This window comes from Mesorhizobium sp. W050, from assembly GCF_054719535.1.
In genome coordinates this window covers 1,045,146-1,063,171 of the sequence record NZ_JBTTIH010000001.1, presented here as the reverse complement: position 1 = coordinate 1,063,171, position 18,026 = coordinate 1,045,146, and the positions used below count along the sequence as shown (strand labels likewise).

Below are 18,026 nucleotides of genomic sequence, written 5' to 3'. Positions count from 1 at the left end.
GTGTGGCAGGGTCGCGGCTCGCCATCAATCTGTCTTGGGATAGGCCGGCACTGGAAGGGGCCCAAGCTGCCGCCCTGTGCTGTGCCCGACCCCCAAAAGGCGCCGCGCATAGCGGGTGAGCGGCTTCTCGAACAGACGGTGGGTGATAAATGCCACGCCCAGGGTTATCGCCAAGGCCGAACCGATGAAAGCCCACGGGCCGAGCACAAAGATCAAGCCTGTACGCCAGAAAATTATGCGCATGGCGCGGATCACGAATGGATGCATGAGGTAAAGAGCGTATGACGCATCGCCAACGCCAGCGGCCCACCTCGCCGCCAGGCTGTCATGCCTCAGTTTACCCGGCTCTGCCAGGGCAGCACTCCAAACAATTAGAGACGCCGGAATGCCATACACGACAGGGCGACCAAGGCCGGCCGAGATATCGGGAAACGCCGCCGCAAGCATCAGGGCACCCAGTCCCGTTGCGGCGACACAGGCCCTGATTGGGCCGGAAGGCCGCAGGCCCGAGGCGCACATGACCCCGATCATCGCGCCGAAAGCGAATTCGAGGATGATCGGATTGGTCCAGAAACCCCACGGCTCTGGCAAAGGAGCCGCAAGAGCGCCCAAGAGCACCATCCCAACCAGGATCGTGAGCAGGACCGTAACTGCCCACCGCATGGGCAGCACGATCGTCGCCGTGAACAGCACGTAAAACAGCATCTCATAATTGAGCGTCCAACCCAACTCGTAGACCGGCTGAACGACGCCGTCAGGGCGACTGGCCGGAACGAATAAGTAGGATTCGACTACAAACCTGAAATCGACGTAGCTCTGGTTGAGAAGATTTGGGGCGGCCACCGCTACCGCAATGTAGAGCGAGGTGAGCGCCCAATATAGCGGGACAATTCGCGCGATCCGGCGGGAAATGAAGAGACGCGCGCCCCCGGGCTTTGCGAACAGCTGTCGCGACGTATGCACCATGATAAGGCCGGAAATCACGAAGAAAATATCGACTCCAGCGCTCCATGGTATCGGATTCCAGCTCTGAAAGGTGCGGCCGGCCTGTAATTCCAGGGTGGCCGCATCATGCTGGGCGTGTCGCAGCGCGACCGAACTAGCCGCGAGGGCGCGCAGGACCTGAACTTGGGTGAGGGTTTCGCGTTGGCTGCGCTCGACAGGCGTCGATCTCTCCGAGCGACGGCGCACTGCAGGCGCCGAGGCGCTCGCCATTCGGGCTTGTTCCATGGATGCTCCGCAGATTGTGAGCACACCCTGGGGCGCCTCCGAAACTGATGCATCCTTCAAATGACGGACACAGCCCGCGAAGTATCGGCTGCCCGCGCGGGTGTCCGGAACAGAGATACGCCGAAGCGTCTGTGCAGCCCTATGGCCTTTGTGCGATCCGGGCTTCTTGACTTCCTGCCCGAACGACGGCAATCACCGTAGCCAAAACAGTGCTCTCATTTGCTCGCCCTCAAGAACCAATGCCATTGACGGGCATCGACCGCGCTCGGCCTGATCGACAGCAAGGCAAAAACCAAGCCTGGCATGATTTTCAGTCGCTTGCGGATATAGACGGCCATGGCAATGCTCCAGATGCTCAGTGCAAGTGCCACACCCACCGCAGCGCCAAGCAGGCCGTACACCGCAACTCCGGCTGCACAGGCAATTATATTGGCCACAGCACCCGCTACCATCGTCGTTGCCGCAGCCCATTCATTTCCAGTCATGGTCAGGAGATTCTGTTGGGGCCCGCACAGCGCGACAAAGACATATCCCAAAATCAGAACCCGTGCGATCGGCGCTCCCGCGCTATAACCCTCACCGAAATAGCTCAAGAACGGCTCGACTATCACCATCATTGGGACGGCCACCAGGATGGCACCGCCAGCAGAAAGCAGGGTTGCGCGCGCGAACAGCTGTTGTAGGCCTCTGCGATCGCCTCTGACGTAGAGATCGGCTGCTGTTGGCGAAAACATGGTTGCCACGGCGATACGGGACAGGCCCACGAGCATCGCGACATTCAAGGCCAGCGCGAAAATACCCGCTTCAGCAATATGGCTTGTCCAGCCCAAAACCAGGACTCCTGCCCGACTGACGAAAACATCGAGCCCAGTGATGAGCATGAGCGGGGGGACGGCAAGCCACCATTCCCTCGAGGCATAACTTGGCTTGGCGTGTCCCAGGCCGGGTGGTTCAAACCTCCTAGCGATGATGAACACCAGCGCCGCTGTGAAAGCGGAACTCACAAGCACCGCCAGCGTCACCGAGGGCGCATCCACTGTTCGAAATCCCGACAATGCCAGGAGCGCTACCAACACGAGCAGGAGCCCGTCTCGCATGATGCGCTCCGGCAACAACGCCGAGACAACGCCGCCGAAAGCACGCACAAGCGTGGCTCCGAGAGCATAGGCCGTAACCAAGGGCACAGCCATCATGCCGAGCACGATGCTTGTCTCAAGCCCTCTTTCCGTTGGATCTGAAAGGAACAGGACGGACGCAGCGCCGATCATCCCGAACAAGGTTGCCGCTATCAGCGATCTCTGCAGCGCAAATCTTATCACCCCGCGGGCCAGATCAAGCCTGCCACTGGCCCTATAGGCCGGGAGGAAACGCAACAATGATACATTAAAACCAAGCGTTGCCAGATAGGCGAGCACTGACGTCCAAGCCTGAACGTAGGAATAGATGCCGTAGTTGTGAGGTCCGATAAGGCGTGCAATTGCCAACTGGGCAAGACTGGTCAAACCAGCGCCACCAATATAGATCAGCAAGGCGAATATGCTTGCCCAAGCGAGCCGCGAGCCCATGTCCTTGTTGCGCGGCGGTGCGGTTGCTGAACCAGTTACATCTGCGCGATGAGCCGGCAACTCAATTTGCTTTTCGCCGACCGCCCTATCGAAGCGCGACAATGCAGAAAGTATTTGTCTCTCAATCCGACAAATACTTTTAAAGGTCGATGGACCATCGGTGTTTTCGACGGAGATGATTTCCCGGCCAGATGTTGTCAGGAGGTCATGCATCGCTTCAAAAACGGCGAATGAGCGCATGTTAACGTTCAAGTCGGCCTCGAAAATCCGTTCCGCCGGCGGCTCAAGCTCCATCCGCCGACGAAGGCGACTTTCCACGACCGCAGCTGGCACCAAGAGCCTGACGGTGAGATCGGCCGCCGGTGCGAGGCTGAGCGCCTTTTCCAGCGCTCTGGGGTTGGTGCTCCCATTAAACATCGCAAGCGAACCAATCGCTTGAACATATCCTTGATCGAAAATTATAATTTCGGGCGATTGCTCCGCAGACTTCCAGCAACGCGAAAGGTGCAGGATGTATCGCCAGATTCGCGCGCGCCATATTCGGTTTTTTGGCGGTATCATCCTCACTATTGCAAAGGAATTGGAAATATCATCGGCTCGCCCTGCCGAAAAAAGCAGTATTCTGGCTGTTGAAAACATCGCCGATACGATCCGTGATATGAACAGAAAGATTCCGAGATCATATTTGGCGGCCCTGGTGCTTGGCTTGTAGCTGAGAGCGACCTTGGCGTGATAGCCTTTCCCGCGCAGCTGCTGCGCAAGTGCATGTGCGAAGGTTGTTTTGCCGGATCCTGGAGGTCCGAAAAATTCAATGATCATCGTGTAGCTGGCTCGATTTAGGGGCGCGATCGCTCCCTGGACCTTCTGTTGAAGATCGCACACGCATCTTCAAACCCTCTCCAACAGAAGATCGGCGTTGTCTCCGAGCCTGGAGCCGGCTAGCCTCTTCAGGTTCACCCGGGTGAGCACACTCCCTACTGGAACGGTGGCGGATCCGCCGGCCCCTATTGCATCCAGAGCACCACGGGCAATGCTGCGCCTCGTCCTTGCCCAGCGAACGGCAAAAAGCACCGAATCGGCCCAGCGCTTAAGCAGCCTGGTTTCAGGCCCCCCGAGGCCCAGGGGACCGTTCATGATGACCACGTCGTAGGCCGAACGCAGCTCCTCGGTGAACTGGCATTTGTCGACGGTGGACAGAAGCGTCAGGAGATCATCGGAAGGTGCTGGAGCGGCCATGAGGTCGATACCGATTTCCGGCATCCTCGTGATTGCATCCTTCAGCACGCAACGTTCATTCACATAGTCGCCGAAGGAGTTCCGGGCCTTGTCGGTGCTGAATTCACCACGAAACCCGTTCGTGAGCCGTACATCCTTGCGATCGAGATCGAGGAAAAGCACTCTTCCTCCCAGCCGCGTTGCCGCCAGCGCCAGGCTCCATGCCAACTCGGTCTTGGCATCGTCCTGGATGCTGGACGTCACGAGAATGATATGCGGCGGCTGCCCCTTCCCCTGAGTTGGCGCCGCAGTGACGAGCAGCGAAGTCACGGCGCGGCTGAACGGCAAGTTCTGCTGGCTCAGAACCAGATGCCGCAGCTTTCTGGCATTAAGTCCCGCAACCCTGGGAAGCAGTCCTACGCACGGGACCCCAAGCTCGGCCTCGGCTTCGGCTTCACTGCGCAAGGTTTGGTTGAAACCGTTGCGGACCAGGACAATGACCGCCCCCATGAGACCAAAGACGACCATGCCGGGGGGAATCAGGAAAATCGGCGACAATGTCACGGGGGTCGACGGCGGCCAGGCGGTCGAAAGGACCGCTACGCCTGGCGAAGGAGCGGCGATGCGACGTATCAGATCCTGCTGCCGGCTCAGGAGTTCGTTGTAATGCTGCGTCACGATGGCTACCCTAGGCTCAAGGGAACGCAGCCCCGAAAGTTGGCTCGCCGTGTCGGCCACGGCCGCGTCGAGCATCGCCTTGCGACTTTCAAGAGCCGTAGCCTGAGACCGGTAGACATTTGCCTCGGCAGCGATTCGGGCAACGCTTTGCTCCATTTCGCGGGCGATCGCGTAGCGCAGATCGCCGTCGGCGGCGGCACCCGACTGGCGTGTCACCAGGTCCGTCAACACGGGCGACCCGATTTCTTCAGCGATGGCCGTGACCGGGGCGCCCGCCTTGCGCAGGTCCTCAATACGGCGAAGGCGCGCTTCCGACGCGGAAAGACTGGCTTTCGATAGGAATATCTGCCGGCCGAGTTCCGCTGTCTCACTGGCTGCGTTGTTGGCCGCAGTCTGATCGACGGCGCCATGCGTGAGCCGGTATGTCTCCAGCCGATCTGTCGCTTCGACAAGATCCCTTTGTACTTGCGGAAGGCTGGCGACTATCGAATCCAGATTAACCTGATCCGATGCCCGGCTTTTTTGTACCAGATCTTGAATGTAGACCTGGGCAAACGTGTTCGCGACAAGTGCCGCACGCGCCGGACTTGGATCGGTGAAGCCGATGGTGATGACGCGCGATCGCAGCTCTTGTCCGACCCTCATTCCGTTGCGTAGCGCCTTCAGCTCGGGCGCGTCCGCTGCGTCCGGATTTTCCGCCACCGTGTTATCCTGTCTCCAGGCCCTGTTCAGGAGATCGATGAGGAACGAGCCAGCCGCGGGCGGGACGGCATTGACGACGGTCTTTCCGTTACCGTCGACTGGTTGGGCTTTGCGCAGTGCTGCCAGGACCCGACGCAGGTGGCCTTGCGAGGAGAGCATCGTCAGATGATCATCGATGTTCGATTCCAGCGAGTCCTGGGCGGATGCCACGCCGCCCGAAGCACTGCTGCTCGGGGCATCGATGATGACCTGGGTCGTTGCCTCGAACAGCACCGGGCGGGTGAAGCCTGCCAGTCCGGCCAGGATGCCGCCCAGAAGGGCCATGGCAAGCAAGAACCATTTTCGCGTCGTCAGGATGATGACGAGCTGGTGGAAGGGTGACGATTGCGTTGGCTCGCGTGGCGGCCGCATCAAGCGCAGATTGGTTTCAAGTGTCCCAGCTTCCATCTGCTTGGCGCGCGGACGCCGGGCGCGGTTGGCTATGGAACCTTCCATCTCAATCCCCTGTCAGTTCGATATGGTAAGAAGGGTGCGTGGCGACCGTCGATGGCCGCATGGCTTCGTTGCGCCACGCCTGAAACATGAGCACCGGCCACAGCTCGCGGAAATTATCTTGGCTTCCATGCAGATGATTGCGCCAGCATGCGTCGACCTTCTCACGGTCGATGACCCCGTCCCCGGAGCGGCCGATCGTGGCAATGATATCGGTTGCCCAGCCGCGCAAGGGCCCTTTCAACCAAGTCCCGACCGGAACGTCGAAACCTTGCTTGGGCCGGTCGACCAGTCGGCGTGGTACATAACGATCAAGCAGTCGGCGAAGCAACCATTTGCCCTTCCCGTTTCGGACTTTGGCACGGGCTGGCAAGCGCCAGGCGAATTCAACGACGCGATGGTCCAGGATCGGGCATCGCCCCTCGAGGCTGTTGGCCATGGTGGCTCGATCGAGCTTCACCAAAATGTCGCCCGGTAGATAGCCTGTCATGTCGGCGAATAGGAGACGCGAGAGCAGGCCGTCGAGCTTTGTCGTGTCGGTAGCTGCTGTCGACGGCTTGCGATGAACAAGGTCGTTGGCTGAAGATTTTGTCAGTTGCAGAAGGAGTTCGTCCTCATCTCGCGCCGCGAGCAGGCGGGCAAGGCGAGCCAGGCGGTCACCGCGCAAGCCATGCCGCATATTCGCCGAAAGCGGCAGATTGCCGAAGATATCTTTCTGAGAGGCCTGGGCCAGCAACCCAGCCCCCGATGCCAACAGCCGGCGAAATGACAATGGCAGCTCATGCTGCTTTGTGAGGCGGGTTGCCAGGAAGTGTCGAGAATAGCCTGCGAAGCACTCGTCGCCACCATCGCCTGAAAGCGCCACGGTTACGTGTTGCCGCGCGAGGCGCGACACCAGCAGCGTAGGTATCTGCGATTCATCGGCAAACGGCTCGTCCCAAATCCGGGGCAGCTCCGGAACGACCTCAAGCGCGGCGGCCGGCGAGAGATGAAGTTCCGTATGATCGGTGCCCAGATGCCGAGCAACCGCGGCCGCATGGGGAGCTTCATCAAACCCACCTTCCCCGAACGCTATGGTGAACGTCCGAACGGGGTTTCGGGACTGTGCCTGCATCAGGGCGACGACAGTCGAGCTGTCGATCCCGCCCGACAGAAAGGCGCCCAGCGGCACATCTGCAACCATTCGTTCCTTGACGGCCAGTCGGAGCAGGCTGTCGAGCTCGGTCGCGAGGTCCTCGTCGCTGGCGGCTATCGGATCGCGCTGTCCCTTGCCGGCGACATCGGCCAGCGACCACCAAGGGTGAATGCGATGCGCAAGCGAACCGGTGCCTCGGGCGTTGGCGAATTGCGCCGCAGTGACCGACAGGACTGAACCAGGCGGCAACTTGAACACGCCCTGCCAAATGCAACGGTCATCCGGCACCCAGCCGTTGGAAACCATCGTCGTCGCCGCATCGACATCGAGTTCCGGGGTGAAGCCTGGGAAGCAAGTGATCGCCTTCAGCTCCGAGGCGAAGACAAGCGCGTCACGTGTCAAGGCGACATAGAGTGGCTTCTTGCCCATTCGGTCGCGGGCAAGCTGAAGCGTTCGGTTCTTCAGGTCCCACAGCCCAAAAGCAAACATGCCAGCGAAGCGCGCGAGTGCTGCATCAAGGCCCCAGCTTTCGATCGCGCACAGCATGACCTCCGTGTCACTGGCGCCGCGGAAATGATGGCCCGCCCCTTCCAGTTCACGGCGCAGATTGCGAAAATTGTATATCTCGCCATTGAAGGTGATGACATACCGACCGCTCGCGGAGAGCATTGGCTGGCGACCCGCTTCGGACAGGTCGACGATGGCCAGTCGCCGGTGGCCGAAGGCTACCCCCCCTTCACGGCTCACCCAGAAGGCCTCACCGTCAGGTCCGCGATGACGAAGCGCCGTCGCCATCGGTCCGATGGCCCTGAGCGCACTTGCGTTGGCTGCATCGGGCGCCAACAAAATTCCGGCGATCCCACACATTCTAGCATCTCCTCTGGCGAACAATCGCGGGGATCGCTTCCGGCGTCCCAGCGGCAAGGCAGAGGGTCAGACAGAACCACACGATCGGATGGCGGATGACCAAATGCGGAGCACTGAAAACGGCGATCGATGCCACGAGCGCCACCAGAGCGTCCAGCTTCGCCCGCCAGGCGGACAACGCAGCCGAGCCGAAGATCCACATCAGGGCTAGAACCGAAATCAGGCCGCCCTGAGTGTAGAGATCCAGGATGGTGCTGTGCGCCTCGAAGGGCCGCGGCAAAAACTGTTGATTGACCACGGGCGGACTATCTAGGTGCGGGCCCGGACCCAGTCCAAGCGATCCCGATCGTGCCCCCTTCTCCAAGGCTGCATTCCAGAGGTAGAGGCGAAGCGCCGCGGTTTGGGCAGTCGCTTCCCCGCCCTTGTCTTTGGTCAGGCTCTTGGCGAAGTCTTCGGCGCTGGAGGCCTCGCTGAGGGCATAGGGCGCTATAGACAGGGCCAGCGGCAGGAAGCCAACGGCCATCAGGACGGCAAGCTGCCTTGAAAGGCTCGCCTTATTGCCGTCGCTCGTCAGCCAGGCCCGGACCCGCAGCCCGAGAAGGATCAGACAAGCCAGGACCGTGGTATAAAGGTAGGTATCGCTTTTTGTCAGCCTTCCGACGTAAACGGTGAATATGAGGCTGCATAGGGCAAGGCATCTTCCCCATTTATTGCTGGTGGTTGTGGCAAGATGCAAGGCCAGTGGACCGAGTAGGGCGCAGTAGAGCGCAAGCTGGTTCGGATTGTCGGACCATCCGCAGAAGCGGTCCCAGTACCAGGGCTCGACCCCAGCCTGATGGAGCCAGCCGAAGCCAAGCCCTACCTGGATGATGAAGCCCGCATTCGCGATAGCAACCATCCACCAGGCGATACGACGCAAACGGAAAGACGCGTTGGGCTCCGCAGCGGCCAGACAGGTGACGCACGCCAACAGCACATAGGCCAGCGTGTCGTGCAACAACGGATCCAGGAACAACGTGGTTGTCAGAAAACCGATGATGTAACCCACGCCCATGGCAAGCGCCAGGATCAGCCAGAAAAGCCCAAGCTTGGCCAGGGCCGGCGTAACCTCCAGTTGGCCGCCAGCAAGGATTCGCGTCATCGACAGCATTATCCAGAGCGTGAGGCATAGTTCGCTGTAGCCGAAGGGCAGCCCTGGGATGCTGAGTTGCGCCGCGTAGGACATCGCGACGCCGAAGGCCAGAAGCGCATCACGCATCATTGCCGCGCCTCGCCCAGTCGATGGGGGCTCGGCACCGCCTCTTCCCTCGGATTCGCCTGCGCAGCTTGAACAAGCCTGCTGCGATATCTGCCACCCAGGATTGTCTTGTACAGGTCGCAATACTGGTCGATGACCCACGACAACGAGAACCGCTCCCGCACGAATCCGACGGAACGGCTCCCCATGGTCTTGCCACGGGCGGGGTCGGAAAGAATATCGACTATCCGGGAGGCCAAGCCATCCGCATCGCGCGGCGCCACGAGATAGCCGTTCCAGCCATCCTCAACCACATCGTTGCAGCCCGGCATGTTGGAGGCGACGATCGGTAATCCGGACAATCCCGCCTCCAGCAGGACACGCGGAATTCCCTCGCGATATTGCGTCGGAAACGCAAACAGATCCGCCATCCCAAGGAGGGCTGGAATGTCGCGCCTTGGCCCCAATGCGACAACGTGGGGAACATGGCGCTCGATATCGGCTCTGCTGACGGCAAACGGACCTTCGGAGTCTTGCGGGCCGACAAGTACGAAACGCGCGTTGGGCCTCTCGCGGATAACGCGAGGAACCGCCTCGATGAGGGTTGGAATCCCCTTCTGCCGCGTGAGCCGGCCGACAAATATTATGACCTGGGCCGATTGAAGGCCAAGTTCCTCGCGCATCGTGGCAGCCGAAGGACCACGATACCTTGCCATCGAGAATGCATCGGGGTCGATGCCAGAACTCCGGATCAGTCGCCCTTTGCCGCGAGTCACCAGCCGGTAGCGCTCGAAGAAGGCCTGATCATCACTATTCTGGAAGACGGTCATGGCTGTCCAACGAGACGCCACCCCCTGAAGGCCGCAAAAGAAAGGACGCAATGCCAGGGCACGCGGCTCCCGCGACGAGAATGTCCAACCAAGCCCGTTGATGGTGCGAACGACGGGAACGTGCCCGCGCACCGCCAGTGGAGTTAGGATATTGGGCTTGGTGTCGAAACTTTGAATGATGTCCGGACGCAGTTCGGACATCAGTTCACGGATCGCGCTGACAGCACCCCATTCTGCACCGCCGCTGCCAAAGCGGTCGAACCCAAATCGGCGATGGGCAATGCCATGGGGTGAGAAGGCGGCTCCGAGATCACTCGAAACGGCAGTGACTTGAAAACCCCTTTCGCGAAGCGCCAAAAGAAACGGGATTCTTAGTCTATGATCCTCGCCTCCAACGCAAACCAGATGCGGACTCATCCTGTCGCTCCTGGATGCGATACCAATCGCATAAAACAGCTGACCCTATCCGCGGTTTCCATGGCCGGTTTCATCGCCCCTGAACACACAACAGCCAGTCCCACGCTAGGAGCAGGCTTTCGTGCTGTCCTCGTCTGTTTGCATGAAGCAAGCTGATCAACGATGCGGCAATGCAGCCACAATCGCTGTCACCTCGGTCAGTGAGTTGGATTCATCCGGTCTGACGGTGCAAGGACGGCACCTTCGCGTACGACACGGCGGGCCGGATATAAAAAAGGGCTGTGTTCGAAAGGTCCGCGCGCCGCGTTCAAAGCAACTTCCGCCCGCCTTCTCACGCCGGATCAACATCGCACCCCAGATGGTGTGATGACTCGCACCGCCAGTTCTCCCGACCGCTTCGTCTGGAACAGGCTTTCACCCGGTCTCTGGATATGGTCGGACCACCAGCCGCCTCTTCCCACGGATGGGCGACCGCGTTGCCATGCTCGCCGTCATTCGGACCGGCACGCCCGCCTTTCCGTTGAACCCGGTGGGATCCAGTTCAGTGCCTCTCCGCAATTGCCAGCGGCGCGCGTCTCGCATGACCTTTTGGAGTACTGCCTTGCTCATTTTGGCGCCGAGGCTTTTCACGAGGAGCATTGAGCGGCTGCAATGGGAGGGCTTCGCCAGGACGCTATTCCTTTGCGGTCTGAGCTCGAAGAAATCCTGCGGAAGCGCGCATTTGGCGGTGGCTCAACCGAACGTTCATTGGCCGATTGCCGCCACTGCAAACGCACAAGGCGCTCCGGCAGACTTCGCTGCAATGCTTTCGTTGCAGGCTTGAGCACCCATACTTGGATCATCTACATACCTCTGAGGCAAGCGTAGCATCGAGGCTGTTGTGTTTTTCGGACGCTGATCAAAGATTCTATCAAGGGGCGCCGGTATTTGATTTGTCGCTAATGGATCCTTTCCCTAGGCAGGTGTGGGGCGCCTACCGAATCGGACGAAGGGTATGTCAATGACAACACTCCATTACGCCTCGGGCGGGTCGGCCTCCGAGGTCGCGAAAGCCGGATTCAATCTTGTTGATGTATCTTCCTTGGACCAGCTCAACGCCTTGCCGGCCGGCCAGAAAGGCCTAGTGTGGCTCAATGAAGCCGATGGTGCAACCTCCTCCTTTATCCAGAAGGTCACGCCCTTCATCGGCAATCCGAAAGTGTTTGGCTTCTTCCTCGTCGATGAGCCGGACCCGACCGGCAAATGGGGAACTTATGCCACCGCCGCTGATCTGAAGGCGGAGTCGGACTGGATCCACAGCCACCTGCCCGGCGCCAAGACCTTCATAACCATGATGAACATGGGGTCTTCCGCTAACCCCGACTTTTCAAACACATTCAATCCTGCCAACACGCATATCGACTATTACGGCTTGGATCCCTACCCGGTACGGACCGGAACAAGCACGATTGACTACAACATGATCGACAGGACTGTGGCGGCGGCCGTCGCCTCGGGCATCCCGCTCAGTCAGGTCGTTCCCGTGTATCAGACCTTCGGCGGCGGCGACTGGACGACCGACACGGGCGGTCGCTATGTCCTGCCCAGCGTTGCTCAGGAAAAGACTATGTTGGACCACTGGGCCAAGGTAGCGCCTTCGCCCGCCTTCGACTATGCCTATGCTTGGGGTTCTCAACAGGGCGACACGGCGCTTGAGAGCTCGCCGACGCTGCAGGCTCTGTTCCTTCAACACAACCAGAGCACCGCAAGCGGTCCTTCGGCCAGCGAACCGACGCCGCCGCCTACCAGCACAGTGCCTCCGCCCACAAGTGTCCCTCCGACCAGCACCGGCGATCACATTTTCTACGGCACGGGTAGCGCGGATGTGCTTCGCGGCACCGCTGGCGCGGACACGATGATGGGCCGCGGCTACAACGACACCTACTATGTCAACAACGCCGGCGACAAGGTGGTGGAACTGCGGCACAGCGGCAACGATAGCGTGCTGGCATCGGTCAGCTACGCGCTGTCGGCCGGTTCGCAGGTCGAGCATCTTGCGACCACCAGCAAATTGGGAACTGCCGCCATCAAGCTCACGGGAAACGAATTCGCCCAAACCATTGATGGCAATTCCGGGAGCAACACTATCAACGGCGGTGGCGGGAGAGACGTTCTGACGGGACATGGCGGCAACGACGTCTTTGTCTTCGATTCGGCTCTCAAGGGCGGCAATATCGACAAGGTCACCGATTTCAAAGTGGGCCACGACAAGATCCAACTCGACCACACTGTGTTTGCCGGCCTGCATACCGGCGCCCTCCCCTCTTCGGCGTTCTACGCCGGCAGGGCCGCGCACGACAGCGGCGATCACATCGTCTATAACAGCACGACCGGCGCGCTTTCCTTTGACAGCGACGGCTCGGGCGGCGCACATCAGATCCAATTTGCCACTCTATCGCCACACTTGGCTCTGACGGCGTCCTCGTTCATCGTGACGTGACCGCGGGAACGTCAGCCTGAGTAAGATGGTCTGACGTTCTTGAATATGGCTGACGGAACCAACAAGCCCCGCCGAGCTTGTAGTTGGTATGAGCGCGCGCGGCATCGAATTCCTGCAGAAATGGATAGAGGATAAGATCCCGCTCTACACCAAGGCCGATCCGGCTCTTGCGGCGAAACTTGCGGACCAAGCAACGGCGGATGCCATCAGAGCGGGAATCCGCCCCGAGGAAATCTCTGAGGAAGTCGGAAGCATGTTGACGACCATGCTCGAAGTGCTCGATCAGCACGATTCGACATGATTGCGCGCTTGGCGGCAGATGCTGCCCGGCTTGGCGCGAAATGCATAAAATGTGTCATGGATCATAGGTTATGGGCCAGCCTAGACAGCATGACCAACATGCTCGCCCAGAACGCGCGCGACGACCCCGTCCACGTCGTGAGGTTCAGCACCATTGACCTGTATCAACGGCCATCGGTCCTGGCGCAGGCACTCGCCGACCTCTCTTGAGATTTCGGCCTGCCTTAATCCTTTGTCCACGCCAAGTTCGAACAGCATAACCTCGAGGAGCGGTTGCTGCGCATGCCTATCCACAAGACGGCGGCGTAGCGTTTCCTGCGGCGCGTCGAGTTGCACAACGAGATCCGGCCGCGGCAGGAACGCCAGGCACTTGCGGACCGCCTCCAGGCTTGGAGTTCTAGCCAGCACACCCAGCGCACACAAAGCCTGAATCATGCCCTCTTCGAAGATGAAGCAACCGGGCGACTCCCGCGCTTGGCGCCAGGACTGGCACAGTTGGGCGATGTCGACCTTCATTCGCCATGACCACACGCGGCTTCGAAGAGGGATTGATGCCAGAAGCCGGGCCGCGACACTGTCCTTCGGCAAGGTCGACAGCAAGATAGGACCGGATGTGGCAATCTTCTTGCCAATTCGCCCTATGCCGTGGCGGATTTCCGGAGCGTCATCCTGAACCGATCCAGGTTCAATCAGGCGATACCCATTTACTGTCTTCACATTGATGCCGTGTCTCGCCAGCCCTTGGCAGAGGCCGCGAAGCAGCGTGGTTTTACCCGCGCCAGGCGGCCCAAACAACTCGATGATCATATGCTCTCGTCTCCGAACGAGCAGTCATTCCCCTACCGATCAAGCTTAGCCGGATTTCAGATCACACCAACGTTCATTTGAATGATTGTTCCAGTCAGTGAATCTGGGCACCGAGCCCGGATTCTAGCGGAGATGCCGATCGCATCCGTTCGCCTGGGCAAGCCGTCTTGCGCTCCACGGAGCTTGCAAGGAAAAACGACCGGTGCTGGACACAAATGGCAAAACATCTGAAGGACGCTCGGGAAGCGCTGGCTAGGCAAGATCGAGGCATCATCCGAATGATTGATGAAAAGATCTCCGCGGCGAGCGATGTTCGACCGTCAGCTTGGCGGGGCCCTGAATGTCCTCAGTGTGTTTGCATTCGGAAGTGGCAAATCAAAACCTACAGGTGGATCTGCGACCCACCCGAAGGTGGTCAGTCGTTCCCGAATATGATCTTGACCAAGGGGGGCCAGTCTGGCGCCGTTACCGACAGATGGGTGCCAAATTTGCGGACATTCCAATCTTCGATCACCTTGGAGATGTCGCCAGGCGGTATCCTGACAAGCTCGCAATCAGCGACGGCGCCAACCGCCTGACTTTTTCTGAGCTTTTCCGGGCGGTCGAGACGCTGGCAACTCATATCGGTGCCGTCGTCCCCGAAGGGCAGGCCATCGGCATCCTGCAAGCAAACTCCGCTTGGTATCCTGTGGCGATGTTGGCGACCATGACGGCGGGACGGCCTTCGGTTCCGCTCAACATAAGAGATCCCGCCTCTCGCATTTTCGATATAGTCAGTGCCGCGCGGCTCGGCGCGATTATAGGCGCCGAAAATGTTCGCTCGGTCGAATTGGCCCAGGAGATCGTCTGGATCGATATTGCCGCCGCCGTGGCGCCCAACGATCAACACCCGGAACAGCAGCATAAGCACCCTATCGTTTCGGTCGATGCGCCTGCATTGGTGCTTTACACTTCAGGTAGCACCGGGCGCCCCAAGGGAATTGTCAACAGCCAACGAAGCCTGCTATGGCGGGTCCGGCAATATGTCGATGCGTGCCATATCAGCGCGGATGACGTTTTCCTGCCGCTGACCGGGCCAGCCACGATCGCCGGTTGCCGGGAGATCTTTGCGGCGCTGCTGACGGGCGCCACTTTGCATCTTCTCGAGGTGGAGGCTGTCGGCCTGCGCGCTACGCGCGCTCGATTGCAGTCCGAAGGTGTGACGATCGCCTATCTTGTGCCGGCACTGCTTCGAGCCCTCCTGGCTGAGGCGCCCGCCGACGCTTCCTGGCCGCTCAGAGTGGCCCGGATCGGTGGGGAGAAAGTGTCATGGACGGACATCGCTTTGCTGCGCAAAGCCGTTTCGGACCAGTGCCTGATCCAGATCGGCTACTCATCGACTGAAACCATCGGTTCGCAATGGTTCTTGCCGCCTGACTGGCCCGAGCAAGACGCGTCGGTTCCCGTCGGCAGGCTGCTCCCTGGTATGGCATTCGCTATCGTCGACGAAGCGGAGCGCAATGTAGGGCCAGGCGAAAGTGGAGAGCTTCTGATCAAAAGCCGCTATGTCCTGCTTGGTCATTGGGAGAACGGTGTGGTCGTTCCCGCGCAGCCGGACCCCGACGATCCCGAGGCTCGGCTTTTTTCGACCGGGGACCTCGTTCGGCTCGACGATGATGGCATCTTGAGGATCGTCGGCCGCAAAGGGCGCCAGATCAAGATCAATGGTCGACGCATCGAGCCCGCCGAACTCGAACGGGTCTTGCGTTGCGCGCCTTCGGTGGCGGATGCCGTAGTGATGGTAACGGCCGCGCAGGAACTCATCGCCTTCGTGGTTCCCCAGCGCTTCGCAGGCGGCGCTTTTGCGGACGACCTTCGCCAGCTCCTCAGGATGACCTTGCCGGCACCATTGCGTCCCTTGCGATTGCACACCGTTGACGCAATCCCACGCCTGTCGGGAGGTAAGGTCGATTTGGCAACACTGGCCGAGATAGATCGTTCGCACGGAAGGAGGGCGCAAGCCGCCCGGTCGTCCACTCTCGATGCTCCGCCAGCCGGAGGAGCAAAGGACACGCGTCAAATAGTGCAGCACGCGTGGACGCAGGTTCTCAACACAGGCACTGCCGCGGGAAACTGGGATGATGCTGGAGGAGATTCGCTGCAACTGCTGCACTGCGTGATGGCGATCGAAAACGCCATCGGGCAAGAGCTAGGCCTCGAGGCATTCACCGTCGGCATGAGCTTGGACGAGATGGTTGAGGCGGTCGTCTCTGCACGGTCGGGCGAAGGGCGCGAAAAGAAGCACCACCCCCCGGTTCTTTTCCTGTTTCCAGGGTCCGTTGGCTATGGTCCGAGCCTGGCTGCGTTCGCAGCCGCCATGGGAAAAGTCGCCCGTGTAAACCCGATCCGATATCCGAGCCTTGCGGCGATACTGGACGGACACAACACCCTCAGCGCCATGGCTGGCGCCGCACTCGAGCAGATAAGCCGCATCCAACCTGCGGGCCCCGTGCGACTTCTCGGCCATTCTCTGGGTGGCGCGGTTGCATTCGAGGTTGCCGCACGGCTCATGAAGGCCGGGCGAACGGTGCGGTTCCTGGGCATCCTCGACACGAGCCTTCTGGACGAGCCGAGCAACCATTGGGAGACAGTTACCCGTACGTTCTATCGTATTCGCACCAATCGCATATCCGCGCACCGGATGGCTTGCAGAGCCCTTGCGAAGATCACCGTCGCGGTGGGCGGCGAAGCGCGTCTGGCCAGGATACTGGACAGATTTGCCAATGGAGAGTTCAACCCGACGATCTTCAGGACCAAACTGGAACTGCAGGAGGTTTTAAGGGCGAAGTCATTCTTCCAGTGGCTTGAGGCACCGAAACCGGCTCTGCCCCTCTCCGGTACCTTGTTCCGATGTCGCAGGGTGGGAATGCCGCGGGCCTTGGGCTGGGACAGCGTCTTGGCACACCTGGACGTCATTTCGATCAAGGGCAGCCACATCGACCTTGTCGTCGAACCAAACCTTGCCACCAACCGTCCGCTTATCGAGATGGCCATCGTGCAGACCTATTCCCCCGCCGAATCTCGCAAAAGGGAGGACTTGTCATCGACATAATTCCGGAATTCAGCAAGGACATGCTGACGCTCGATGCCCGCGCGGAGGTCGATCGCATCGTTGACACCTTGCGCACTCAGGTTCTCGGCACCCTGCATCGTCGCGGCGTGGTTGTCGGTCTTTCCGGCGGTATCGACAGCTCCGTCGTCGCGACCTTGTGCATGCGCGCGTTCGGGAAAGACAAGGTCCTGGGACTGTTCATGCCGGAGCGGGATTCTTCCGGCGACTCCCTGAGACTTGGCCGCCGCGTCGCGGCACAGCTTGGCATTGAAAGCGTCCTTGAGGACATAGCACCGGCACTGGAGGCCATCGGCGCCTACCGCCGGCAGATCGATGCGATCCAGACCGTCGTTCCCGACTATGGGGAAGGGTGGAAATGCAAGCTGGTGATCGCGTCGGTTCTGGAGAGCAGCGGGCTCAATATAACCCGCCTCACGGTCCAGGATCCGCAGGGTAAAGTAGATACCGTGCGTCTGCCGCCAGCTGCCTATCTGCAGATCGTTGCTGCGACAAACTACAAGCAGCGCCTGCGCAAAATGACGGAATACTATCACGCCGATCGCCTCAAATACGCGGTTGTCGGCACTCCAAATCGCCTCGAGTACGACCAGGGCTTTTTTGTCAAGCAGGGCGACGGAGCCGCCGACGTGATGCCGATCGTTCACCTTTACAAAACCCAGGTTTATCAACTCGCGGAATATCTCGAGGTGGATGATGAAATCCGGCGGCGGCCACCGACCACCGACACTTTTTCCATGGCCCAAAGCCAGGAAGAATTCTATTTCGCGCTGCCCTATCACCTGATGGATCTATGCCTCTACGGCCTGAACCACGGGGTCGCCAGCAATGAGCTCGCGGCGGTTGCTGGCCTCACCGAGCCCCAGCTTCAGAAAGTGTTCAAGGACATCGAAGCGAAACGAAGGGCGGCCCACTATCTCCACGCGCGGCCTTTGCTGTCCGCCGAAGGCGGAGATTGACCGA

General features: G+C 60.0%; 11 protein-coding genes. 4 read left to right on the top strand and 7 right to left on the bottom strand.

All coding sequences use genetic code 11. The features are described from left to right. Nucleotides 1–24 precede the first annotated feature (24 nt). The 6 genes from ACYG9Y_RS05090 to ACYG9Y_RS05065 all read right to left on the bottom strand — a co-directional run bounded on the left by ACYG9Y_RS05090 (nt 25) and on the right by ACYG9Y_RS05065 (nt 10,368). A complete protein-coding gene (locus tag ACYG9Y_RS05090; RefSeq protein WP_023739601.1) occupies nt 25–1,230 on the bottom strand; it encodes an acyltransferase family protein in 1,206 nt (401 codons plus the stop codon). Nucleotides 1,231–1,445: 215 nt separating this feature from the next. Further along, the gene (locus ACYG9Y_RS05085) at nt 1,446–3,614 is read right to left on the bottom strand and encodes a polysaccharide biosynthesis C-terminal domain-containing protein (RefSeq protein ID WP_031253257.1); all 2,169 of its coding nucleotides are present in this window, start codon (nt 3,612–3,614) and stop codon (nt 1,446–1,448) included. 69 nt (nt 3,615–3,683) lie between these two features. Beyond that, nucleotides 3,684–5,885, bottom strand: a complete 2,202-nt coding sequence (locus ACYG9Y_RS05080; RefSeq protein ID WP_023739603.1) for a GumC family protein — start codon at nt 5,883–5,885, stop codon at nt 3,684–3,686. Nucleotide 5,886: 1 nt separating this feature from the next. Then, entirely contained in the window at nt 5,887–7,884 is a 1,998-nt protein-coding gene (asnB, locus tag ACYG9Y_RS05075) for an asparagine synthase (glutamine-hydrolyzing) (protein WP_023739604.1), read from the bottom strand. A 1-nt stretch (nt 7,885) separates the two neighbouring features. Beyond that, nucleotides 7,886–9,145, bottom strand: a complete 1,260-nt coding sequence (locus ACYG9Y_RS05070; RefSeq protein ID WP_023681031.1) for an O-antigen ligase family protein — start codon at nt 9,143–9,145, stop codon at nt 7,886–7,888. Next, nucleotides 9,142–10,368, bottom strand: coding sequence for a glycosyltransferase family 4 protein (locus tag ACYG9Y_RS05065; RefSeq protein ID WP_023689774.1), 1,227 nt, complete (start codon nt 10,366–10,368; stop codon nt 9,142–9,144). The genes ACYG9Y_RS05070 and ACYG9Y_RS05065 overlap by 4 nt, the downstream gene beginning before the upstream one ends. Before the next feature lie 1,000 nt (nt 10,369–11,368). Here ACYG9Y_RS05065 and ACYG9Y_RS05060 point away from each other — a divergent pair. Both ACYG9Y_RS05060 and ACYG9Y_RS05055 read left to right on the top strand, forming a co-directional pair. Then, the gene (locus ACYG9Y_RS05060) at nt 11,369–12,847 is read left to right on the top strand and encodes a M10 family metallopeptidase C-terminal domain-containing protein (protein ID WP_023739606.1); all 1,479 of its coding nucleotides are present in this window, start codon (nt 11,369–11,371) and stop codon (nt 12,845–12,847) included. A gap of 88 nt (nt 12,848–12,935) precedes the next feature. Next, the gene (locus ACYG9Y_RS05055) at nt 12,936–13,148 is read left to right on the top strand and encodes a DUF768 domain-containing protein (protein WP_023733260.1); all 213 of its coding nucleotides are present in this window, start codon (nt 12,936–12,938) and stop codon (nt 13,146–13,148) included. 80 nt (nt 13,149–13,228) lie between these two features. Here ACYG9Y_RS05055 and ACYG9Y_RS05050 read toward each other — a convergent pair whose 3' ends face one another. Further along, nucleotides 13,229–13,954: an AAA family ATPase gene (locus tag ACYG9Y_RS05050; protein WP_023739607.1), complete on the bottom strand. Its 726-nt coding sequence runs from the start codon at nt 13,952–13,954 to the stop codon at nt 13,229–13,231. Between the two features lie 340 nt (nt 13,955–14,294). Between ACYG9Y_RS05050 and ACYG9Y_RS05045 the strand changes: the two genes are divergently transcribed. Next, nucleotides 14,295–17,045 (top strand): non-ribosomal peptide synthetase, encoded by a 2,751-nt coding sequence (locus ACYG9Y_RS05045; protein WP_023739608.1) that lies wholly within the window; start codon nt 14,295–14,297, stop codon nt 17,043–17,045. Next, nucleotides 17,042–18,022, top strand: coding sequence for an NAD(+) synthase (gene nadE, locus ACYG9Y_RS05040; protein ID WP_280790896.1), 981 nt, complete (start codon nt 17,042–17,044; stop codon nt 18,020–18,022). The genes ACYG9Y_RS05045 and nadE overlap by 4 nt, the downstream gene beginning before the upstream one ends. Nucleotides 18,023–18,026: the final 4 nt, after the last annotated feature.

Bases quoted from the DNA above. Each gene is read 5' to 3' on its own strand.
- ACYG9Y_RS05080 (WP_023739603.1), bottom strand. From the start codon at position 5,885: ATGGAAGGTTCCATAGCCAACCGCGCCCGGCGTCCGCGCGCCAAGCAG.
- asnB (WP_023739604.1), bottom strand. From the start codon at position 7,884: ATGTGTGGGATCGCCGGAATTTTGTTGGCGCCCGATGCAGCCAACGCA.
- ACYG9Y_RS05090 (WP_023739601.1), bottom strand. From the start codon at position 1,230: ATGGAACAAGCCCGAATGGCGAGCGCCTCGGCGCCTGCAGTGCGCCGT.
- ACYG9Y_RS05045 (WP_023739608.1), top strand. From the start codon at position 14,295: ATGTCCTCAGTGTGTTTGCATTCGGAAGTGGCAAATCAAAACCTACAG.
- ACYG9Y_RS05050 (WP_023739607.1), bottom strand. From the start codon at position 13,954: ATGATCATCGAGTTGTTTGGGCCGCCTGGCGCGGGTAAAACCACGCTG.
- ACYG9Y_RS05055 (WP_023733260.1), top strand. From the start codon at position 12,936: ATGAGCGCGCGCGGCATCGAATTCCTGCAGAAATGGATAGAGGATAAG.
- ACYG9Y_RS05060 (WP_023739606.1), top strand. From the start codon at position 11,369: ATGACAACACTCCATTACGCCTCGGGCGGGTCGGCCTCCGAGGTCGCG.
- ACYG9Y_RS05065 (WP_023689774.1), bottom strand. From the start codon at position 10,368: ATGAGTCCGCATCTGGTTTGCGTTGGAGGCGAGGATCATAGACTAAGA.
- ACYG9Y_RS05085 (WP_031253257.1), bottom strand. From the start codon at position 3,614: ATGATCATTGAATTTTTCGGACCTCCAGGATCCGGCAAAACAACCTTC.
- ACYG9Y_RS05070 (WP_023681031.1), bottom strand. From the start codon at position 9,145: ATGATGCGTGATGCGCTTCTGGCCTTCGGCGTCGCGATGTCCTACGCG.